The 18292-nt window shown below is 69.6% G+C and carries 15 protein-coding genes and 1 pseudogene; 7 read left to right on the top strand and 9 right to left on the bottom strand.

Translation table 11 applies throughout. From position 1 onward, the window contains the following. Window positions 1-301 (top strand): annotated as a pseudogene (locus tag J2851_RS35630) (IS701 family transposase); the annotation flags it as partial. Here J2851_RS35630 and J2851_RS08095 read toward each other — a convergent pair. The 4 genes from J2851_RS08095 to J2851_RS08080 form a co-directional block, all read right to left on the bottom strand. Then, window positions 231-1769: a TonB-dependent receptor family protein gene (locus J2851_RS08095; RefSeq protein WP_209765517.1), complete on the bottom strand. Its 1539-nt coding sequence runs from the start codon at window positions 1767-1769 to the stop codon at window positions 231-233. The pseudogene J2851_RS35630 and the gene J2851_RS08095 sit on opposite strands and share 71 nt — an antisense overlap. Before the next feature lie 42 nt (window positions 1770-1811). Next, a complete protein-coding gene (locus tag J2851_RS08090; protein ID WP_209765514.1) occupies window positions 1812-2264 on the bottom strand; it encodes a hypothetical protein in 453 nt (150 codons plus the stop codon). Window positions 2265-2437: 173 nt separating this feature from the next. Then, window positions 2438-2704: a DUF1775 domain-containing protein gene (locus J2851_RS08085; protein ID WP_209765513.1), complete on the bottom strand. Its 267-nt coding sequence runs from the start codon at window positions 2702-2704 to the stop codon at window positions 2438-2440. 94 nt (window positions 2705-2798) lie between these two features. Next, window positions 2799-3269 carry a DUF2946 domain-containing protein gene (locus tag J2851_RS08080; protein WP_209765511.1) on the bottom strand — a complete coding sequence of 157 codons (471 nt, stop codon included), beginning with the start codon at window positions 3267-3269 and terminating at the stop codon, window positions 2799-2801. Between the two features lie 268 nt (window positions 3270-3537). On the opposite strand from J2851_RS08080, the gene J2851_RS08075 reads away from it, so the two are divergent. Further along, complete coding sequence (locus J2851_RS08075; RefSeq protein ID WP_209765509.1) at window positions 3538-5076, top strand: M20/M25/M40 family metallo-hydrolase; 1539 nt, start codon at window positions 3538-3540, stop codon at window positions 5074-5076. Window positions 5077-5141: 65 nt separating this feature from the next. On the opposite strand, the gene J2851_RS08070 is transcribed toward J2851_RS08075, so the two are convergent. The 5 genes from J2851_RS08070 to J2851_RS08050 all read right to left on the bottom strand — a co-directional run bounded on the left by J2851_RS08070 (window position 5142) and on the right by J2851_RS08050 (window position 11181). Next, entirely contained in the window at window positions 5142-6224 is a 1083-nt protein-coding gene (locus tag J2851_RS08070) for a hypothetical protein (RefSeq protein WP_209765507.1), read from the bottom strand. A gap of 60 nt (window positions 6225-6284) precedes the next feature. Continuing rightward, on the bottom strand, window positions 6285-8780 hold the full coding sequence (fxsT, locus tag J2851_RS08065) for an FxSxx-COOH system tetratricopeptide repeat protein (protein ID WP_209765505.1): 2496 nt from the start codon (window positions 8778-8780) through the stop codon (window positions 6285-6287). Window positions 8781-8892: 112 nt separating this feature from the next. Continuing rightward, window positions 8893-9456 carry a DUF4166 domain-containing protein gene (locus J2851_RS08060; RefSeq protein WP_209765503.1) on the bottom strand — a complete coding sequence of 188 codons (564 nt, stop codon included), beginning with the start codon at window positions 9454-9456 and terminating at the stop codon, window positions 8893-8895. Between the two features lie 14 nt (window positions 9457-9470). After that, a complete protein-coding gene (locus tag J2851_RS08055) occupies window positions 9471-9938 on the bottom strand; it encodes a DUF2269 family protein (protein ID WP_209765501.1) in 468 nt (155 codons plus the stop codon). Window position 9939: 1 nt separating this feature from the next. Continuing rightward, window positions 9940-11181, bottom strand: coding sequence for an NAD(P)H-binding protein (locus J2851_RS08050; RefSeq protein WP_209765499.1), 1242 nt, complete (start codon window positions 11179-11181; stop codon window positions 9940-9942). 227 nt (window positions 11182-11408) lie between these two features. On the opposite strand from J2851_RS08050, the gene J2851_RS36515 reads away from it, so the two are divergent. The 5 genes from J2851_RS36515 (at window position 11409) to J2851_RS08025 (ending at window position 18200) form a co-directional block, all read left to right on the top strand. After that, window positions 11409-13088: a sensor histidine kinase gene (locus tag J2851_RS36515; protein WP_209765497.1), complete on the top strand. Its 1680-nt coding sequence runs from the start codon at window positions 11409-11411 to the stop codon at window positions 13086-13088. Continuing rightward, window positions 13085-14428 carry a sigma-54-dependent transcriptional regulator gene (locus J2851_RS08040; protein WP_209765495.1) on the top strand — a complete coding sequence of 448 codons (1344 nt, stop codon included), beginning with the start codon at window positions 13085-13087 and terminating at the stop codon, window positions 14426-14428. The genes J2851_RS36515 and J2851_RS08040 overlap by 4 nt, the downstream gene beginning before the upstream one ends. A gap of 259 nt (window positions 14429-14687) precedes the next feature. Further along, window positions 14688-15689: a chromate resistance protein ChrB domain-containing protein gene (locus tag J2851_RS08035; RefSeq protein ID WP_246500494.1), complete on the top strand. Its 1002-nt coding sequence runs from the start codon at window positions 14688-14690 to the stop codon at window positions 15687-15689. A gap of 10 nt (window positions 15690-15699) precedes the next feature. After that, window positions 15700-17124 (top strand): chromate efflux transporter, encoded by a 1425-nt coding sequence (gene chrA / locus J2851_RS08030; RefSeq protein ID WP_209765493.1) that lies wholly within the window; start codon window positions 15700-15702, stop codon window positions 17122-17124. A 284-nt stretch (window positions 17125-17408) separates the two neighbouring features. Further along, the gene (locus tag J2851_RS08025) at window positions 17409-18200 is read left to right on the top strand and encodes a DUF3891 family protein (RefSeq protein ID WP_209765491.1); all 792 of its coding nucleotides are present in this window, start codon (window positions 17409-17411) and stop codon (window positions 18198-18200) included. The last annotated feature ends 92 nt before the right edge of the window (window positions 18201-18292 follow it).

Genomic DNA, 18292 nt, shown 5'->3' with positions numbered 1-18292 from the left:
TGGGCTCGACCACTACGAGGTGCGTTCCTGGACCGGTTGGCACCGGCACATCACTTTGGCGATGCTGGCTCTGGCCTTTCTCACCGTCGTGCGCACGGCGGCTATCGGGGGGAGAGGACCCGGCCGATTTGGCGGCCGAGCTTCTGCCCTTGACCGTGCCGGAAATCCGCCGCCTGCTTCACCGGCTGCTCGCCCCACCACCCCCCGAACACGCCACCGTTATTGCCTGGTCACTCTGGCGAAGACGCCATCAGCAGCGGGCGCGACGCTCCCACTGGGCGCGCCGTACCCAAGCCGATAAAGTCCGGCTGTAGTATTAGGTCGCTGAAGTCGGGCACGTCCTGGCTGCGCGTGAGGTCGGCGAAGACCTGGACGTTCGCCCGCGGCTCCCACAGCAGGCCGATCTTCGGGTTCACACCCGCGTAGGTCTGGCTGGAGTTGCGCCGCGGGTTCCATTTGTCGCTGAACTCCCGCTCGTCGCGCAGAACCTTGGCGCCGGTCATCAGGGCAACGGTCGGCGTCAGAAGCAGCCGGTTCTCCGCGTAGGCCTCGACGTTGCGGGCGTCCTGCCGGTTGTTGGCGGTCTGCGCCCCCCGGCTGCCGGCAATGTTGGCGAATTGCAGCGCCGTGTTGTTGCCGGCGAACGCGCGGGCGCCGAGGACGAGGTCGTCGCGCAGGCCCCCCACCGTGAAGGAGGTCGTGTAGCGCGGCGCCACGCCGTAGGTCCAGCCGTCCTGATCGATGACTTGGAAGATGGGGTGGAACAGTTTCTTGTGGATCGCCCACGTGTCGAGGTCGACCTGCCCGCTGTCGAGCCGGACGGTCGTCCGGTTCGCCACCCGCTCCGTCCAGGTCATGCGCGACTGGTTCCCGGCGATCGCGCTGGGCGCCGCCTTGGTCGGGTTGTTCAGCGCGTCGCTCAGGCTGAGGGCGCCGGGCAACTGTTGGTCGACGATGTAGGCGCCGACGTAGAAGCGCGTCTCCACGTCGGGGTTGAAGCGGTAGCCGACGTTCCCGTTGATCATCTCGCCCTGCTGGCGCGAATGCTGGCGGAAGCCGTCGGCGTGGGTCACCGTTCCGCTGATCAGGAAGTCGGCGTCGCCGAGGTCCCGCGAAACCTGCCCGCTGGCCCGCGCCGTGCCGTAGCTGCCACCCTCCAGCCGCAGGATGTTCGGCGCCACCGCGGTCCGCGCCGTCGGCGTCACGAAGTTGATGGCGCCGCCGAGCGTCGAGGAGCCGTAGGCCAGCCCGTTGCCGCCGCGGAACACCTCGGTGTAGCGCAGGCCCAGCGGGTCGATCTGGTAGAAGTCGCCGCTGCCGTCGGCGAGATTGACCGGGATGCCGTCCTGCAGCACCTCCAGCCCGCGCAGGTGGTACCCGCGGGCGAGACCGGAGCCGCGCACGGACAGCCGGACCTCCTGTCCGTAGCGGCTCTGCACGAAGACGCCGGGCGTGTCCTGGAGGACGTCGCGCAGGTTCCCGGCGTGGCGGCCCTTGTAGGACTCGCTGTCCACGAAGCCGACCGAGCCGGGCGTCCGGTTCAGCTCCTCGCGCGCCTGATCGGCGGTCGGGGCGGTCAGCGAACCGGCGGCCTGCGCGTCGATGGTCAGTGTGTCCAGCGTGATCGGCTTGTCCGACGCGGGCGACGGCCATGGCGACGGCGATGGGGGCGTGGTGGTCTGCGCCAAGGCGGGCGACAGCGCGGTGGTCATCAGGAGGAGGGTGGCGAGCGCGGCGGCGCCGGAGCCAAGCTGTGCGAAGCGAGTCACGAAAGATCTCCCCATGGGCCGGCGATGCCGCCGGCCGGCTTTTCACGTCGATGAGGCGGAAGCGGAAGGAGACGACCCGGTGGAGCGCGGGCGTTGGGGCGGAAGCCGCGCGGCGGACGACGGGGGAGGGGCTGGCGACGCTGTGGCCACCGCGTCGCGCGGCGGCGCGGCCAGCGCTGGCTGATGAAGCGCCGGCGGCGTCTTCGGCGGAACCGGCTGCTGCGGCTTTGGCGGCGGCAGCGGAACCAACGCCGCCACAGCCGGGACTTCGGGAGGCGGAACCTCGGGAATCGGCGGTTCCGGATCGGCCGGCGGTTCTATCGGGGAAACCTCCGCCAGCGTCGGCGGCGGGACGATGGCTTCGCTCATCTCCGGAACAGGAGGAGGCTGCGGCAGCGGCGTGGCCTCAACGGCGCGCGCCTCTTCGACCGGTGGCAGCGAGACGTCGATTCGCAGGACCGGCGGCGTCGGCGGGGGTTGCTCGTGCCACGCCATCAAACCCGCCAGCACCACGGCATGTGCCGAGACCGACAGAACAGGAGCCCAACGGCGGACCATCCCGGCCATGGCTCAGGGCCCCCGGGAAACGGCCGGAGGGGCCGCCAGCCCTTCGGCTATCAGCGAGACCCGGGTGAAGCCGGCCCGGCTCACGTCGCCCATCAACTCCATCATGCGGCCGTAGCTGAGGGACTGGTCGCCAGCTTCCAGCCCGGCTTGGGCATCGGCTTGACACCGATCACCCCCTCCGGCAGGCGGATGCGGACCGCCGTCGTGGCGGCGCCGCCGCAGCCGTGCGGGACGCGGAGGACGGCCTTGCAATAGCTGCCGGCCGGGGCCTCGCGGGTTTCCAGCGAGACGTGCGCCGAGGCGGTGCCGGCCGCAGCGGCCAGGCACAGCAGCCCGGCACCGAGCGCCAGGGCGTGGACGTGTTTCATGGTGGCTCCGACAAGGGATCGGGCGCGGAGATAAGATGCAGCGATCGGATGCAGGGATCAGGCAGGGACGCAGTCGGCGTCCGGCTGTTGACGATTAGACCTGTTCGGTGGCCGGCGGTGCGCGCGGACCGCTGCCGATGAAGAAGAGTTGCGGCGGGCGGATCCCCGGCTGTGCGAGAACCACCGTCGCCGCGTAGCTGACCGGAACGGCAGGGTCGGCCCCGGGGTGGGCCGGCGTTCCGTGCGTGTTCAGCGCAAGGCAGAACGCGCACAGCTCTTCGTGTTGATGCCGGTCGGCCAGTGCCGGCGTGTCCGGCTGTGCCGTGCCTTCATGGTGCTGGTGATGGGCGTGATGGGTATGTTGGACCTGATGGGAAGCCGCCGCTTCGGCTTTCTGCCGGGCGGCGTTGCGGGCCGCCATGGCGAAGTCCGGGACGATGGTCTGCACCAGGATCGCCAGCACCGCCAGCCACCCCGCCCACCGAGCCCATCCCTCGACCGCGCGTGTGCCGGCGCCGCCGGAAGCGGCCCTTTCGACACGGCGGTTGGGGCGGAAGCTGGTCACGGCGTGGGCTGCTCGAAAGCGGTGGATCGTGCTGTCGCCCCTACCGATACGTGCATTCGCGATGCGAGCGTTTGTCCGTGGTCAAGTGTCGGCCGGCCGATTTCGTTTTTACGCGATCATTTTGGCGTTGTCGAGGTTCCGCCCAGTTCGACAGGCCGACCCTTGCAACCGTCCACGGTGCGGCATTCGCCCGAAAACTTGACGTTGCGCACAACACCTCTGTACACGGAACTCCCAAAAGGCCGTTCAAGGAAAGAAAATAGTGGAGATGAAGAGACTTTCTCTCAAACAAGCGCTGGCTCTTGGCGCGTTCGTTTTCCTGCCATTGCAGGCGAATGCCGCCTCGTCGTCCGTCGATGCGCTTGCGGCGAAGCACGCCTCGGCGAATTACAGGGAATTTGTCGAACTTCTGGCGATTCCCAACGACGCTGTTGTTCCCGCCGACATTCAGAAGAACGCCGCATGGCTGGAGCGGGCGTTCCAGAAGCGGGGCTTCCAGACGCGGCAACTGGCGAACAACGGCAAGCCGATGCTGTATGCGGAGTTGCCGGACGCCGATCCCGCCAGGAAGACCGTCCTGTTCTACGCGCACCTGGACGGACAGTCGGTCACCCCGCAGCAGTGGCAGCAGAAGAGCCCCTGGGACGCGGTGCTGAAGCGCAAGAACGCCAAGGGCGAGTGGGAAGCCATCCCGCTTGAGACCCTCTACGGCGACCAGGTCGATCCGGAGTGGCGGCTGTTCGCGCGGTCGTCGTCGGACGACAAGGGGCCGATCATGATGCTGCTGACGGCCATCGACGCCCTGAAGGAGACGGGCCGGAAGACCAGCGTCAACGTCAAGGTCATCCTGGATTCCGAAGAGGAGAAGGGATCGCCCTCGCTGGGCGAGGTCATCCGGCAGAACGCCGACCTGCTGAAGAGCGACGCGTTGCTGGTGCTGGACGGCCCCATGCACCAGACCAACAAGCCGACGCTGGTCTTCGGCAACCGGGGCGTCGCCCTGGCGACCGTGACCGTCTTCGGAGCCAAGCAGGGCCTGCACAGCGGCCATTTCGGCAACTACTCGGCCAACCCGGCCATGCGGCTCGCCCAACTGCTGGCCTCCATGAAGGACGAGAACGGGCGGGTGACCATCCCCGGCTATTATGACTCCGTGAAGATCGACGCGGCCGCGGAAAAGATCATGGCCGCCGTCCCCGACGACGAAACCGCGCTGCGCAAGCGCCTGGGCATCGCGCAGGCCGAAAAGGTCGGCCGGAACTACCAGGAGGCCCTGCAATACCCGTCGCTGAACATCCGGGGCATGGCGGCCGGCGACGTGGGCGCCAAGGCCCGCACGATCATCCCCGAAAGCGCCGTCGCCGAACTCGACCTGCGCACCGTTCCGGAAACGCCGCCGGAGCAGTTGATTGGCCTGCTGAAGAAGCACATCGAGGCGCAAGGCTATCACCTGGTCCAGGGCACCCCGACGGACGAGGAGCGGGCGCAATACGACAAGCTCGCCTCCGTGGCGTCAGAGGAGGTTTCCGCCTCCAGCTCGGCGGCGCGGACCGACATGCAGTCCGCGGTCGGCGAGTGGCTGTACCGCTCCTACAAGGCCACCTACGGCGAAGAGCCGGTGCGCATCCGCATGATGGGCGGCACGGTGCCCACGGGCTCGGCGGTCGAGGCGCTGAAGGTGCCCTTCGTGATCGTCCCGCTGGTCAACGCCGACAACAACCAGCACAGCTATGACGAAAACCTGCGCGTGGGCAACTTCGTGTCGGGCGTGACGGGGCTCATCGGGGTCCTCCAGCAGCCGTTCTGAGCCAACCGTCCCGCAAAGCAACCTTATCTGCTCGGCAAGGCCGGTCCCGGAAGCGGGGCCGGCCTTCAGGACTCCTTCACCTGGACCGCCCCGGTGTGGACGACGTCGGTCCGGGCGAGCTTGCGGTAGACCGCGTCGAAGGTGAAGTCGGCGATGAAGCCGATCAGCACCGCGAACAGCAGCAGCAGGCGCGGCGGATCGCTTGCCGGCGTCGCGCCGGTGCCGAGCATGGCCGGGTTCGCGGCGACTTGGGATACGATGTAGAGCAGCGAGGAGATGAATCCGGCGGCCACCCCCAGCGCCACCCCCCGAACGGTGGATTGGTCGGTTTCGCCGGCCCACAGCGTGCGCACCGTCGCGCCGGCCGCCCCGGCAAAGGCGCCGGCGGACATCAGCAGCGCCTGGAACGAGACCGCACCGACGGCGCTCCACCCCAGGCCGACCGCCAGGACGACCAGGGTGACCAGGACGAGAAGGATGACGCTGACGGACCTTTTCTGAACCTGGAGGTCCAACTCCCGCTTCGCCCGCTGCGCGGCCGCGCGGTCCTTCGCCCGGCGCTCGTGCTGGTCGAGCAGGGCGCGCACGCAGGCCGCGGCGCTGTCGTCGGCCCACTGCGGCCGTCCGAAGAGGTTGCGTTCGTCCTTCGTGACCAGATCCTCGCCGGGCGTGATCGCCCCCCAGACCCGGCTGGCCGCGCCGCCGAAGGTGCCCAGCGCCACCAGCGGCTTGCGTTCCGCCAGCGCCAGATGGCCGGTGATCAGCGTCGCCTGACCGCCGCCGATCAGCAGCACGCCGTCGGCTTCGCGGAGCGATCGGTAATAGGAGATCTCCCATTCCCGATGAGGGTCGGCGTGGAAGTCGAACAGATCCCGATGGTCCTGGCATTCGGGGAACTTGTCCGCCTTGCTCCCCGCCGGGCAGCGGACCTGGATCGCCTTCGGCTCCTTGGCTTCCGCGACGAAGCCGCGCACGACATCCCTCTCGATGAAGTTCTTGCTGGAGTAAACGATGATGCGGCACCCGGCTTTCGCCAACTCGGCGCCGAGCTGCTCCGCCGCCGCACGGGCGGCGTCGCAATCGACCGGCGGATCGTAGTCGCGCTCCGGTTCGGCGCTGCCGGCGATGGCGATGAGCGGTCCAGGCATGGGTGGTCTCTTTGTGGGGAGGGAATGTCGTCGGTCAGGTGCGGGGGATGTTGGGCGGGGTTATGGGTCGGGGTGGTCGCGCATCTTCCGGAGGACCAACTCGAGGTTTTCCTGAGTTGTCTGAGTGCGCGGATGCTGGTCACCGTACGCCGATCGAAAAATTCTCAGTGCGCGCTTCAATTGCCGCTCAGCGCCGACCAGATCACCCAGGCCCAATAGCACAATGCTTAAATTGTTGACGCGAGTCGCTAGATTCGGGTGTTCATGACCATAGACCTTCTCGCTAATGCTTATAGCGCGATCAATGTGTACCTTAGCGCTAACCAGATCACCCAAGTCACGCAGCACAAGGCCGAGATTGCTTAAACGAATCGCCACATTCGAATGGTCAGGGCCGTACGTCTTCTCGTCGATACGCAGGGCGCGTTCATAATTTTCCTTAGCACCGACTAAATCACCCAAGTCATGCAGCACAATACCAAGATTGCTGACGCGAATGGCGGCATTTGGATGATTAGGCCCATCGGTTTTCTCGCCAATTTTTATGGCGCGCTCAAAACTTTCTTTAGCGCCGGCCAGATCACCCAAATCCCGCAGCACAAGGCCGAGATTGTTAATGTCGGTCGCGACCTCCGGATTGTCGGAGCCTAGGGCTTTCTCGTCGATCCGCAAAGCGCGCTCGTAGAGTGCTCTAGCACCGGCCAGATCGCCCAACCCCCGCAGCACGCCACCGAGATTGTTGAGGCGACTCGCCATTATTGGGCGATCAGAACCGTCGGTTTTCTCGCAGATGCGGAGGGCCCGCTCGAGCTGTGCTCGGGCGGCGTCGAACTCCGCTCGCCCACTCTGATACAAACCAACCTGGTTGAGCAGAGTACCGATCTGACCCATAGCCAACCCGCGAATTTCTACCCAGTGTGCTGCCTGCAGAGCATGGGACACGAGCCGGGCGCAGGTCGGCCACGTCTCGGGATAATCACTGTCGTACGGAAAGGCCGCGGTCACCATCGCTAACGCCGCTTCCGCCCAGTTCGCCCAGCCGGCCTCGTCTAGGCGGTCCCGCACCACCATCTGCACCAGTCGGTGCACAGACAGATCGTCGCCCTTGCGACCGATCAAGGAGTATCGCAACAAGCCGGTCAGCGTTGCGTTTAGCGTCACCGGGTTAGCGGCCACTTGGTCCAGCGGTTCCGGCAGTTTCGCCGCCTGAGAGACGATAACCTCCAGCGGGATTTCCTCCGGCGCCAGGAAAGCGCACAGGTTCAGCAGAGCGCGGGCCGGTGTGTCCAGGCGTTCCATCGCCAGCGCCCAGGTGGTCGCCACCGTGTCCGGGTACTCGGTGGCTGGCTGCCCGGCTTTCAGCAGGGCGGCGTGATGCTCCTCGAACAGCTTCCGGTAATTCGCCAGCGAATCGCTGGCTTCTTCGATGTAGGCCGCCGCCTGCTCCAAAGCGAGCGGTAGGTATCCAAGCGCTTCGGCCAGGGACGCGGCGGCTTGGCGGTCGCCGTCGCCGGTTCGCCTCATCAGGAAATCGGTCGCCTCGTCCGGGTCCAGGACCTTCACGTCCAGGCGCTCGGCTAACCCACCCCAGACCGGTGAGCGGGAGGTGATGATCACGGCGCCACCACCGCCCTGTGGCACGTAGGGGCGAACCGCATCGCGGGTTTCGGCGTTGTCCAAGACGAGCAGCCAGCCCGTGTTCCGTTCGAGCCAGGCACGCACCGCGGCCACCACGACGTGCTGCTCCCGCGCTTGCGCCTCCGGCAGGCCGAGCGGCGCCGCCAGGGCGGCGTAGTCCGCCGCCAGCGTCGCCGGATCCTCCGCGCGGATCCACCAGACGACGGGGTGGTCGTCCCGGTGCCGCCACGCGTATTCCAGCGCCAGCTGGGTCTTGCCGATGCCTCCCAGGCCGGAAAGCGCTGCCGGACGCCCGGCCGACAGCGTCGCCCCTAGCTGGGCCAGGAGGGCCGACCGGCCGGCGAAGTTCGGATTGCGCCAAAACGGCACGTTCCAGACCGTCTGGGTGGGCGTGCCGGCCGCTGTGCGGACGGTTCGTTCCGCCGCGATTTCCTCGGCCGCCTTGGCGATGCCCTTGGCAATCGACAGGAACGCCTCGTCCAGAGAACCCCATGTCTGGCTGATCGCCGGTTCGCCATCCTTCGGCAGCGCCTGGAGCTTGGCGAAGACGCCGCGCTGCCACAGGCAGGGGCGCAGGATGATCGGCAGGACCCGCGCCTCGCCGGCCTCGTGTCGCTCCATCGCCAGAGTCAGCTCGACATCGTAGATGTAGTCGGACGCCAGGAAGTCGGCGCTGATCAGAAGCAGGACGATGTCCGCCGCCCGCAACGCGGCGTCGATCCGACCAGCCCATTCCCGCCCGGCGGTGATCTTGCGGTCGTGCCAGGTCTCGATCAGCCCTTGCCGGCGCAGGATGGCGAGCTGCTTCTCCAGCTTATCGCGCAAGGCTTCGTCCTCGTGCGCGTAGGAGATGAAGACGTTCAGGGCGCGCGGCGGAGGGGACATGGCGTCACGGGATTGTGGTGGATCGATGCGCAAGGACGGGCCCCGCCGCGCGCTCGTCCGTTCTCGAACCGGTGGGTTGAGGTGAGGTTGCGTCAGGCGCCGGAAAATATGAAGCAGCCGCCAATCCCGGTCAAGAAAACCACCGTCAGCTTTGGTCTGTGCAATCTGCGGATGGCGAGGGGGCGAGCCATCCCCGGTAATGCACCACAGGGCCGACCAGCGGAAACGCGACGTCGATGTCGAACAGGAAGCGCGTGCCGTTGCCGGATTCGCTGCACTCGATGGTCGGGCGGCTCCAGGCCGGCAGGGGGATGCCGAGCAATCTCCAGCCGGCCAGCGACCACGCAAGCCGGTCCTGCGTCGCCTCCAGCCGAAACAGCAGGTCGAAGGGACCGAAATGTTCGATCAACAGTCCGCCGTCACGCCGGCGGCCGGCCTCCATGGTGCTGGCGTACCGCCGCCCGGCGAAGCGGCGGTTCCAGACTTCGCGCCCCCGGCCGTCGGGATGGAAGGAGACGCTGACCGGCACGCCGTGCCCGGGCTTCGGCAGGCCGGCGACCTTGCACAGCAGCCAGGCTCCGGGATTGGCGGCGGCGCGGATGTCGGCCAAGCCGGCGGTGTGGGCGCTGGTGGTCAGTCCGTGCAAGGCGCGCACGGGAGCGGGAAGGTCATCGAACGCGGTGCCGAGGATGCGCTGAAAAGGGGTCATGGCAGCTTTCTCCGTTAGAAATCGGGCTTGAACACCATCAGCCCGACGATCGCCACCATCGCCGTGAAGGCGGGCCAGCCGAGCGCGAACCAGATGCGGAAATAGCGGTGGTACAGCGGGGGCAGGGGCGTTCCCGCGGCGACCGCGTCCTCGGCCATGCGGCGCATGCGGATTTGCAGCCACACCACCGGCAGCCAGCACGCGCCGGCCACGGCGTAAAGCACCAGCGTCAGGACGATCCAGCCGGAGGTGAGCGGCCATCCCTGCTCCAGCGCGAGCCACAGGCCGCTGACGGGCTGGATCACCACCGTGGGCGTGGTGAACAGCCAGTCGGCCAGCACGACGTTGCGGTTGGCGACGGCGATGGCGCGCACGTCCTTCGACAGGTTGCTCGCCATGCCGTGGAAGGCGGTCCCCAGGCCCGTGCCGAACAGCAGGATGGCCGACAGGATGTGGATGAGCTTGAGCGTGGTCGGGTCCATATCAGGCCTCCATGGCCATCATCGCCAGCGTCGCCGCGGCGATGGGCAGGTTCTTGAGCAGGGGGGCGAAGGGATGCGTCCAGTGGTCCAGGGGCAGGCCGGCGGCGATGATGGTGAAGGCCGCCACGCTGGCGAGCATGGCGCCGCCGACCGCCACCGGACGCCACCGGGCGAGCAGGAGAAGCCCGAGCGTCAGGTCGAGGCCGGCGCCGCCGAAGAGGGCCAGGTCGGCCAGCGGACCCTGCAACCCCACCGACGCGAGCAGGCGATGGGAGTCGGCCAGCGGATGCAGGCCGAACGACAGCAGGCCGGTGACGATCCACAACAGCGCAAGGCTCCAGCGCAACACCGGCCGCAGGGCATACAGGCGCGCGTGCAGGCGGTCGGCGTCGGACGCCGGGTGACGGGCCAGGGCGTCCGACAACGCCTGGGGCGCCCGGCCGAGAACCGCGGCGAAGGGCGCCGGGTCGGCGGTGTTGCCGGCCTTCAGCATGGCGAGGGTTTCGCGGTTGACGGGACCGCCCCGCAGGCGCTCGCCGATGGTGGCGACGGCGCCGAGAAGCGGCTCGGGAACCGGAAGCCAGCGCCGCGGCGGCAGGCCCAGCCACATCCGCAGCGTCATGGTCAGCGCGTCGGTGGTCATCGGCTCCGGGCCGACCACGTCGATGCGGCGGGGCAGCGGGCCATCCAGGGACACCAGCCGGACCACCAGCGCCGCGAGGTCGTCCACGTGCACCGGCTGGACCGTCCAGCCGCCGGGGCCGATGCGTGGGGCCAGGGGCAAGGCCGCGAGGGCGGAAAACAGCGCCGTGCTGGCACCGCCGCGGCCGATGACGACCGAGGGGCGGAGCACGCAGCAATCAATGCCGGGGCTGCTCGCCAGCGCGGCTTCCCCGCGGCCCTTCGTGCGCTGGTACCGGGTCGGCCCGTCCGGCGCCGCGCCCAGCGCCGACAGGTGGATCAGCCTTGGCACGCCGGCCGCCCGGCACGCCCGGACCAGCCGCTCCGTCCCTTCGGCGTGCACCGCCTCCATGCTGTTGCCGGCATGGCCCTGCACCAGGCCGGCGGCGTTGATGACCACCGCCTGCCCGGCGAGCTTGGCGGCGAGCGTGGGCTCATCGTCGCGGACCAGATCGAACCCCGTGCGGCCGGGCGCGGTCACGCGATGGCCGGCGGCGTCGAGGGCGGCGTGCAGGTGCCGGCCGATGAAGCCGCGGCCGCCGACGATCAGGATCGCGGTCACGACGGCATCCCGCCGCGCGTGAACGCCCACACCGCGAACAGCCTGTCCATCACCATCGATACCCCCAATCCGTTCCGTTACGCCCTGGGAATGGCAAAGGCTGTGCCACGCCGCGCGGGCCCGGATTTCGCGGTCGGGAGCGCTTCGCCTGTTAACCGCGGTTGCGGATTGCGGTAGGGTCCCTGTAAACGCTGGATACACCTGGGTTGAGTGGGGGAGCGGTCGGGGTGGTTGCATCGGCGGCGCTGGTCACGGCCATGGGGCTTTGCGCGCTGGGGGGCGCCGGGCTGGCCACCCTGGTGTGGCGGCATGGACGGGCGCTTCCCGGAACCAGGCCGCTGGCGGGCTTCCTCCTGCTGGTCGGCGGCTGGTCGGTCGGGCTGCTGATCCCCGGCCGGCTCGGTGCGGCGCTGATGGCCCTGGCTCCGCTGGGCGGCGCGCTGTTCGTCCATTTTGCCGCCGCCCTGACCGGGCGCTCCGGTCCGACGATCCGCCGGGCCTATGCGGCGGGTGCCGTGGCTGCGCTCCTCGCGCTCCTCGGCGGGACCGGCCGTTTCGTTCCCTGGCCACTGGTGGGGCCGGGCGTGGACGCGCTGTTCCGTTATGAAGGGGCCGGGTTGGTCGCCGGCGCGGCCACCATGGTCCTTGCGGCCGTGGGGCACTGGATGCTGCTGGGCGCGTGGCGCACGGCCGAGGGTGTGGAGCGCCGGCAGCTGACGCTGGTGCTGCTGTCGTCCGGCCTCGGGCTCCTTTCGGTCGGCGGCCTGGCCTTTCCGGTGCTTGGCATCGAGGCCTATCCGTGGCCGTTGCTGCTGCTTCCCCTGTATCTGGCCGTGCTGGCCTACGCCGTGCTGCGCTACCGACTGATGGCGGTGAACCGCTGGGCCGTGCGGGCGGTGTGCTGGGGGCTGCTGATCGCGCTGGCGGCCCTGGTCTCGGCGTCGAGCGCGGGGATCGCCGCGGAGCGGGCGGGCGCGCCCTTCCTGTGGACCGCGGCCGCGTTGCTGGGGGGCCTTGCCCTTGCCGGTCCGCTGCGCCGGTTGGCGGACCGCATCGTGTATCCCGGCGGCGAGGTGACCGCCGACGATCTGGCCCGCTGGCGGCGGGAACTGCAGGAGGCGGGGGACAAGGCCGCGCTGACCGCGACGGCGGAGCGGCTGCTGCGCGAGCGCCTTGCGCTCACCGATGGCGCTGCGCCGGAACGCCTCGATGCGATCGACCTTGACCGGGCCCCGCCCGGTCCGCGGCGGGTGGCCGGGGTGCTGGCGGAGCTGGCCGCGCAGGCCCAGGCCGACCTCGACCGGCGCCGTTCCTTCGCCGAACGCCAGCGCCTGGCCGAACTGGGAGCGTTGGCCGCCACCGTGGCCCACGACCTTCGCAACCCGATGAACATCGTCGCCATGGCGGTGGCCGACGCCGCGCCGGAGACGCGCGGCGAGGTCAGGACCCAGCTCGGCCGCATGGACGCCCTGGTGCGGGACCTCCTCGACTACGCCAAGCCGTGGCGGGTGGAGGCGACCGACGTCGACCTTGCGGACACGCTTGCCCAGCTGGGTGGGGAGGTGGCGACCGACATCCCTCCGGGGCTGTCGCTGCGGGCCGACGCGGGGCGTCTGAAGCAGGCCCTGGCGAACCTGCTGGACAACGCCCGGGCGGCCGGCGGCCGCGTCCTGTTGACCGCGGAGCGCCGCCCCGACGGCGTGGTCGTCGACGTCTGCGACGACGGTCCGGGCATTCCGGAGGAGATCCGCGCCTCGCTGTTCCAGCCCTTCGTGTCGCGCAGCCCTGGCGGCACGGGCCTCGGGCTCGCCATCGTCGCCAAGGTCATGGCCGCGCACGGCGGCTCGGTGTCGCTGGCCGAACGGCCGGGATGGCCCACCTGCGTCCGCTTGAGGTTCCCGTCATGAGCACACTGCTTCTCGTCGACGACGAGCCCGCCTTCCTCCGCCTCGCCGCCGCGTGGCTTGAGAAGCAGGGCCACAGGGTGGTCACCGCCGCCGATGGCGCCCAGGCGCGCGACCTGTTCCAGCGGGAGCGTCCCGATCTGGTGCTGCTCGATCTCGTCATGCCGCCCGAACGCACGCCGGAGGCCGGGCTCGCCCTGGTGCCCGCCTTTGCCGCGGTGCCGGTGGTGGTGCTGACCGCGCACGCGGAGCACGAACTGGCCCTGCGGGCGGTGGCGGAAGGCGCGTGGGACTTCCTCGCCAAGCCGGTGGAGCCGGAGCTGCTGCGCTTCGTCGTCGCCCGCGCCCTCGCCAAGCGCGGGTTGGAGATGGAACTGGCCGCCCTGCGCGCCGCCCGGCCACAGGACGATGGAATGGTGGGGGTCAGCCCGGCGATCCTGCGCCTGAAGGAGATGATCCGCCGCATCGGCCCGGCGGAGGTGCCGGTCATGGTGCTGGGTCCCAGCGGCAGCGGCAAGGAGCTGGTGGCGCGCGCCCTGCACGCGGCGAGCCCGCGCGGCGCCGGCCCCTTCGTGCCCGTCCATTGCGGCGCCATCCCGGCGGAGCTGCTGGAGAGCGAGCTGTTCGGCCACCTGAAGGGCAGCTTCACCGGCGCGCATCAGGACCGCCAAGGATTGCTGGCCGCGGCGGACGGCGGCACCCTGTTCCTCGACGAGGTCGGCGAGATGCCGCCGGCCATGCAGGTCAAGCTGCTGCGCTTCCTCCAGGAAGGCACCTACACGCCGGTGGGCGGGCGCCAACCCGTGGCGGCCGACGTCCGGGTGGTCTCGGCGACCCACCGCGACCTGGAGGGCATGGTGGCGCAGGGGGCGCTGCGCGAGGATTTTTATTACCGCCTGAAGGGGCTGATCCTGCGCACGCCGGCCCTGGCGGAGCGGCGCGAGGATGTGGCGCTGCTGGCCGCCCGCTTCCTGGCGGACCTGCCCAGGCACCGCCGCCTGCGGCTGGCGCCGGACGCGCTGGCGTGGCTGGCGGAGCAGGAATGGCCGGGCAACGTCCGCGAACTGCGCGCCGTGGTCACGACCGGCGCCGCGCTGGCCGAGGGGGACGTCGTGACCGCGGCCGACCTCGCCTTTGCGCGCAGCGGCGATCCGGCCGCCCTCGCCCCAGCCCCGCCGGCCACCCTGGCGGAGGCGGTGACCGCGCTGGAACGCCGGATGATCACCGCAGCGCTCGCCGCCACCGGGAACAACCACAGCGCCGCCGCGCGCCGGCTCGGCCTGTCGCGGGTCGGGCTCTTGAAGATGATGACCCGGCTGGGGCTGCGGCGGTCCGGCCCGTGAGGTTCAGAAACTTCCCACGCCCGGCCGGCGTAGCCTGACCTCGAACAGGGCGCCGCGCTCGGAAGGGAGCAGGTCGATGGCTCTGCCATGCGCTGGCGGAGAACCCGCGCGCGATGGCGAGGCCGAGGCCGGTGCCTCCGCTTCCGCGCGCCGTGGTGAAGAAGGGTGTGAAGACGCGGCCGACGTTGGCGGGCGGCACGCCCGGCCATGTGGGGATACAGGTGTTGCGTTGCCGGTATCGCTGAGATACAGGTGGCTGATGAGCGACGCACCCACCACCTCGGACTCCCGGTACGCCTGGCTGCTGCTGGCCCATCAGCTGCCGCCGAAGCCCGCGTACTTCCGCGTGAAGGTCTGGCGCCGCCTCCAGGCGTTGGGGGCGGTGGGCATCAAGAACTCGCTCTACGCCCTGCCCGCCGGGGAGCAGGCACGGGAGGATTTCCAGTGGCTGCTGCGCGAGATCAACGAGGGCGGCGGGGAGGCTGCGGTGTTCGAGGCGCGGTTCATCGACGGGCTGACCGACCGGGAGGTCCGGGCGCTGTTCGACCGGGCGCGCGACGCCGATTACGAGGCGCTGGCCACCGATGCCCGTGGAGTGGCCGAGGTCCTTGCCGCCGGGCCGCAGGCGTGGAGCGGGCGGAAGGGCGAGGTCCGGGTCCAGGCGGCCCGGCTGCGGCGGCGGCTGGCGGAAATCGTCGCCATCGACTTCTTCGGCGCGGGCGGCCGGGAGCCGGTGGAGGGACTGCTGGCCGGGATCGAGGCCCGGCTCGCTGAGGCCGAGCGTGGCCTGGGCGAGGAGGAGACGACCTTGGACGCCAAGGCGGTCGGGGACCTGAAAGGGCGGACCTGGGTGACGCACCGCGGCGTGCAGGTGGACCGCATCGCCTCGGCGTGGCTGATCCGCCGGTTCATCGACCCGGAGGCCCGCTTCAAGTTCGTGCCGGACAAGGGCTATGTGCCGGAACCCGGCGAACTGGGCTTCGACATGTTCGAGGCGGAGTTCACGCATGAGGGCGACCATTGCACCTTCGAGGTCCTGCTGGCCAAGCTGGCGCCGCCGGACGGGGCGCTTCGGGCGATCGCCGAGATCGTCCACGACATCGACCTGAAGGACGGCAAGTTCCAGCGCGAGGAGGCGGCGGGCATCCGCAAGCTGCTCTCCGGCATCGCCGCCGCCACGGACGACGACGAGCGGCGCCTGGAGCGCGGCGGCGCGGTGTTCGAGGATCTCTACGGTTATTTCTGCAAAACGCGCGACTGAGGAGACCCCGATGACCGAGGCGAACGCCACCGTGGATACACCCGTATCCGTGACGAGGGATGGCGGGCATGGGGGCGGCGGGCATGGGGTGAGCCTCCGCGAGGCGACACGGGTGTGGGCGCGCATCGCCGCGCTCAGCTTCGGCGGCCCGGCCGGGCAGATCGCGGTGATGCACCGCATCCTGGTGGAGGAGAAGCGCTGGATCGGCGAGACGCGGTTCCTGCACGCGCTGAACTACTGCATGCTGCTGCCGGGACCGGAGGCGCAGCAGCTGGCCGTCTATGTCGGCTGGCTGATGCACCGCACGCCGGGCGGACTGATCGCCGGCACCCTGTTCGTGCTGCCCGGCCTCGTCGCCATCATGGCGCTCAGCTGGATTTACGCGGCCTTCGGCAACGTCGGGCTGGTGCAGGGGCTGTTCTTCGGTCTGAAGGCGGCGGTGCTCGCCGTCGTGCTCGAAGCCGTCGTGCGCATCGGCAGACGGGCGCTGAAGAACCGGGTGATGCTCGGCATCGCCGCGGCGGCTTTCGTGGCGATCTTCGCCTTCGACGTGCCGTTCCCGATCATCATCCTGGTGGCCGGTCTGGTCGGCTTCGTCGGCGGACGGCTGGGCCGTCCGGAGTTCGCGGTCGGCGGGGGGCACGGGTCCGGCACGGGCAAGACCCTGGCGGACAGCGACAGCCTGCTTGGCGAGGGCACGCCCCCGCACGCGCGGCCGACGCTGGGCTGGTCGCTGCGGGTCGGTGCCATCTGCCTGGCGCTGTGGCTGGGGCCGGTGCTGGCGCTGCTCCTGACGCGCGGTCCGGGCGACGTGTTCGGCGAGATCGCGGTGTTCTTCTCCAAGATGGCGGTGGTCACCTTCGGCGGCGCCTACGCCGTGCTGGCCTATGTGGCGCAGCAAGCGGTCGAGCATTATGGCTGGCTCCGTCCCAGCGAGATGCTGGACGGCCTGGGCATGGCCGAGACGACGCCGGGGCCGCTGATCATGGTGACGCAGTTCGTCGGCTTCATGGGCGCCTTCCGCGACCCGGGCGCGCTGCCTCCGCTGCTGGCCGGCACGCTGGGCGGGCTGCTGACCACCTGGGTCACCTTCGTGCCGTGCTTCCTGTGGATTTTCCTCGGCGCGCCGTTCGTGGAGGCGCTGCGCGGCAACAAGGCGCTCGGCGGCGCCCTGTCGGCGATCACCGCCGCGGTGGTCGGCGTCGTGCTGAACCTGGCGGTGTGGTTCGCCCTGCACGTGCTGTTCGGGCGGCTGGAACCGGTGCGCGGCGCCGGCGTCTCGTTCGACGTTCCGGTGCTGAGCACGGTCAACATCCCCTCGCTGGTCCTGACCATCGGCGCGGTGCTCGCCGTCTTCCGGTTCAAGGTGGGCATGATTCCGACCCTGGCGGGGTGCGCGCTCCTTGGCTTGGCCCTTCGCGTGGCGACCGGCTAGTTTTCCGCATTCCTCCGCAACGATGCCGCGTGGACAATGTTCTGACGAAGGGAGGATGCACCATGACGTCTCACCGGCCCGCACCCCAGCCCCTGCCGCCCTTCGCTCGCCCTGACGGGTCCTGCCTGGGCCGCATTCCGGAGAATGAGGACGACGAGGAGTCCGTCCCTGCCGCACCAGCGGAGCCCAAGGACGCTTCGGTCCAGCCTGCCGAGCCGAGGGCGCCACAGGCCGGCCGGGCCATTTTGGGCTCTTGAGCCGGTCATGATCTTGGGGAATTGACGATGCTGTTTCGCGACGTCGGCGACGATGCGATCGCCATCCCGCAGCCGAGCCATGCCTGGCTTTCGGGCCAGTTGCTCCGCGCCTGGGGCAACGGGACCTTCGCCCCGGCTACGCCCTACGAGGAGGTCTGCCTCGGGGCGGAACTGCACGACATCGGTTGGCTGTCATGGGAGGCCGCACCGACGTTGAACCCGCAGACGGCCCGCCCGCACAGCTTCCAGGAGCTTGGCGCCGCCATCCACACCGGGCTTTGGACGGATGGCGTGCAGCGCGCGCTTGCGTTCGGGCGCTATCCGGCTCTCCTCGTCTCGCTGCACGCCGACACGATCTACGGCAGCTTCTTCGATTTCGCCAAGGCGACGACGGAGGATGCTGCGCTGGTTCGCCGCTTCCTGGATGACCAGCACCGCTTTCAACGCGCCTGCATCGAGGCGCTGTCGGACAACCCGCGTTATGCAACGGCTCTCTCCCCGCAGGCGGTCGAGCGCAACCGATTGCTCGTCGCCGCCGTGGACCGCATGTCGCTGGAAATCGGATGGGGTCTCACCGATGAAGCGCGGATTCCCAATGTGCCGACCGCCGGCGAGGCCCGGACGGAGGTCCGCCTTCGCTCACCGTCCGGTAACCCGGCGGATCTGGTCGTCGATCCCTGGCCCTTCGCCGCCGACCGCGTCGAGGTGCTTTGCGAGGGTCGCCTCCTGCGCGGTCGCTTCACCGACGAGGGGGCAATGCGTCGGGCGCTGGACAGTGCGAAGCCCGTCACCATCCTGACCGTGCTGAAGCGCCCGTAGGTGTGGATCGACCTCCGAGACGAGCGCCGTTCACACCCGGCCACCCTCGGGCATGGCGGCCCATAGCCGAATGAGCCGGCGTGGAAACGCCC

This window comes from Azospirillum rugosum (assembly GCF_017876155.1).
In the GTDB taxonomy this organism is placed as follows: domain Bacteria; phylum Pseudomonadota; class Alphaproteobacteria; order Azospirillales; family Azospirillaceae; genus Azospirillum; species Azospirillum rugosum.
This window is presented reverse-complemented; position numbering and strand designations above follow the sequence as displayed.

Coding starts and splice junctions, on each gene's coding strand:
- J2851_RS08075 (WP_209765509.1), top strand. CDS start 3,538: ATGAAGAGACTTTCTCTCAAACAAGCGCTGGCTCTTGGCGCGTTCGTT.
- chrA (WP_209765493.1), top strand. CDS start 15,700: ATGACCGAGGCGAACGCCACCGTGGATACACCCGTATCCGTGACGAGG.
- J2851_RS08055 (WP_209765501.1), bottom strand. CDS start 9,938: ATGGACCCGACCACGCTCAAGCTCATCCACATCCTGTCGGCCATCCTG.
- J2851_RS08025 (WP_209765491.1), top strand. CDS start 17,409: ATGCTGTTTCGCGACGTCGGCGACGATGCGATCGCCATCCCGCAGCCG.
- J2851_RS08060 (WP_209765503.1), bottom strand. CDS start 9,456: ATGACCCCTTTTCAGCGCATCCTCGGCACCGCGTTCGATGACCTTCCC.
- J2851_RS08085 (WP_209765513.1), bottom strand. CDS start 2,704: ATGAAACACGTCCACGCCCTGGCGCTCGGTGCCGGGCTGCTGTGCCTG.
- J2851_RS08035 (WP_246500494.1), top strand. CDS start 14,688: ATGAGCGACGCACCCACCACCTCGGACTCCCGGTACGCCTGGCTGCTG.
- J2851_RS08090 (WP_209765514.1), bottom strand. CDS start 2,264: ATGGCGTGGCACGAGCAACCCCCGCCGACGCCGCCGGTCCTGCGAATC.
- J2851_RS08070 (WP_209765507.1), bottom strand. CDS start 6,224: ATGCCTGGACCGCTCATCGCCATCGCCGGCAGCGCCGAACCGGAGCGC.
- J2851_RS08040 (WP_209765495.1), top strand. CDS start 13,085: ATGAGCACACTGCTTCTCGTCGACGACGAGCCCGCCTTCCTCCGCCTC.